This window comes from Serratia sp. (in: enterobacteria), from assembly GCF_046715635.1.
In the GTDB taxonomy this organism is placed as follows: domain Bacteria; phylum Pseudomonadota; class Gammaproteobacteria; order Enterobacterales; family Enterobacteriaceae; genus Chania.
Window position 1 is genome coordinate 1 of record NZ_JBKJYW010000114.1, and the last position, 2,554, is coordinate 2,554.

Genomic DNA, 2,554 nt, shown 5'->3' on the forward strand with positions numbered 1-2,554 from the left:
AGGCTACGCTGAACAAAAAGCAGCCGTTGCACCTATCATGCAATTCATTTGCTACCTAAAGCGTGATTTCAGTCGGTTATTGATTAATCGATCGCCTTCATGCTCGCAGTTTCGCTCTTTATGCTTAATTTTTAGGCGAATTTTCACCATTGATGGAAAAATTTTCATCCACCTAATAAGCATAGTCATGTCTGTTAAAAATACGGTGGCATTACCAAGGAAAATTTTTAGTCGGAAAACCGGTGGAGCGGGCAACCTTCAGTGGCTGCGTGTGATATACGACAGGCGTGACGTCACCTTGCCTACATCGCCTTTACTGCTACAGCAATCGAGACCAGAAATGTGGAAAACGGGGCATTGGAGGGCTGAAAGAGATCAGCCCTCAGGAAGTTCAGTTCAAGGTTACAGCAGGATACGCAGCATGCGACGCAGCGGTTCGGCCGCGCCCCATAACAGCTGATCGCCAACGGTGAAGGCGGAGAGGTATTCCGGCCCCATATTCAGCTTGCGCAGACGGCCAACTGGCGTGTTCAAAGTACCGGTTACGGCAGCCGGCGTCAGCTCACGCATGGTCAGTTCGCGGTCGTTCGGGATCACCCGTACCCAGTCGTTGTGCGTGGCTAACAGTTGCTCGATTTCCGGCAGCGGGATATCTTGCTTCAGCTTCAGGGTAAATGCCTGGCTGTGGCAGCGCAGCGCGCCGACGCGCACACACAAACCATCAACCGGGATGAGGCTTGAGGTGCTGAGGATCTTGTTGGTCTCCGCCTGGCCTTTCCACTCTTCGCGGCTTTGGCCGTTATCCAGTTGCTTGTCGATCCATGGGATCAGGCTGCCCGCCAGAGGAACGCCAAAGTTATCGGTTGGCAGCTTACCGGAACGGGTGGCCTCCGTGACTTTACGTTCGATATCCAGGATCGCCGAAGCCGGGTCCTGCAACTCTTTCGCCACGTCCGCATGCAGCATGCCCATCTGGGTCAACAGTTCACGCATATGGCGCGCACCACCGCCGGAGGCCGCCTGATAGGTGGCAACAGAAGCCCACTCCACCAAGTCGTTGGCAAACAGCCCGCCCAGCGACATCAGCATCAGGCTGACGGTGCAGTTACCGCCAACAAAGGTCTTGATGCCTTTGTTCAGCCCTTCCTGGATCACCGCATGGTTGACCGGATCGAGGATGATAATCGCATCATCTTTCATCCGCAGAGAAGAAGCCGCATCGATCCAATAGCCCTGCCAGCCGGTGGCACGCAGCTTTGGATAGATTTCATTGGTGTAATCGCCACCCTGGCAGGTAATAATAATATCGAGAGCGCTTAACGCTTCGACATCATACGCATCTTGCAGCGTACCTTGCTGCTGGCCACCGAAAGCCGGGGCGGCAGCACCGAGCTGCGAAGTGGAGAAGAATACCGGCCGAATGGCGTCAAAATCGCGCTCTTGCGTCATGCGCTGCATGAGTACCGAGCCAACCATGCCACGCCAACCAATGAAACCAACGTTTTTCATATTTACTGTCCTGCCTTGGAGGATGACTATGCTCTATACCCTTTCAGGAAGGATATGAGATAGAGTTAAGTTATATGTTGTGTGCAATATCTACCCACCTTACAAAAACTCGACGTGAGCGCAAAGTGAATTTATTCGATAAATGGCCAATTCTCAGCAATGCTGCTTATACCCGCCGTTTTTTCTGATTTTGAGGCCTTAAATGACAGAGATGATTGCGGCAACGGTGTTGCTGTTTTTAATTATGGATCCGCTGGGTAACCTGCCGATTTTCATGTCAGTGCTGAAACACCTGGAACCGCGCCGTCGCCGGGCGGTGGTGATCCGCGAGTTGCTGATAGCCTTGGTATTGATGCTGATCTTCCTGTTCGCGGGCGAACATATTTTGGCGTTCCTTAATCTGCGCACCGAAACCGTGTCGATCTCCGGCGGGATTATTCTGTTCCTGATCGCCATCAAGATGATTTTCCCTTCTCAGGAGGGCAGCGGTAGCGATCTTTCCGCCGGAGAGGAGCCTTTCCTGGTGCCGCTCGCCATTCCGTTAGTGGCCGGGCCGTCGATTCTGGCAACCTTGATGTTGCTTTCACACCAGTACCCCAACCAGATTTCGCATCTGGTAGTGGCCTTGCTGATTGCCTGGGGATTGTCAGCGGCGATCCTGCTGATGTCGAATGTGTTCCTGCGTTTACTGGGTAGCAAAGGGGTTAGCGCGCTGGAACGGCTGATGGGGTTGATTCTGGTGATGCTGTCCACCCAAATGTTCCTGGACGGCGTTCGGGCCTATCTGAACCTTTAGCAGCCAGGGCGCAGCAGAGACTGCTGCGCCCCACCGTTAAAACTTAAACCACCATCGCCAACAGCAGGCAGCCAATCAGGCCGCAGACTGAAATGATGGTTTCCAACACGGACCAGGACCTAATGGTTTCCATAATGGTCAGGTTGAAATACTCCTTGAACAACCAGAAGCCCGGATCGTTAACGTGAGAGAAAATCACGCTGCCTGAACCGACGGCGATCACCATCAGCTCCGGGCTAGCGCCGGTGG

At 53.4% G+C, this 2,554-nt stretch carries 2 protein-coding genes and 1 pseudogene; 1 reads left to right on the forward strand and 2 read right to left on the reverse strand.

Annotated elements, in window-relative coordinates:
* Nucleotides 1–402: 402 nt before the first annotated feature.
* Nucleotides 403–1,509, reverse strand: a complete 1,107-nt coding sequence (gene asd, locus ACLQ7H_RS05480) for an aspartate-semialdehyde dehydrogenase (protein ID WP_411751804.1) — start codon at nt 1,507–1,509, stop codon at nt 403–405.
* A 202-nt stretch (nt 1,510–1,711) separates the two neighbouring features.
* Here asd and ACLQ7H_RS05485 point away from each other — a divergent pair, with 202 nt between their 5' ends.
* On the forward strand, nt 1,712–2,305 hold the full coding sequence (locus ACLQ7H_RS05485) for a YhgN family NAAT transporter (protein ID WP_021181749.1): 594 nt from the start codon (nt 1,712–1,714) through the stop codon (nt 2,303–2,305).
* A gap of 43 nt (nt 2,306–2,348) precedes the next feature.
* On the opposite strand, the pseudogene ACLQ7H_RS05490 reads toward ACLQ7H_RS05485, so the two are convergent.
* Nucleotides 2,349–2,554: pseudogene (locus ACLQ7H_RS05490) on the reverse strand (gluconate transporter); the annotation flags it as partial.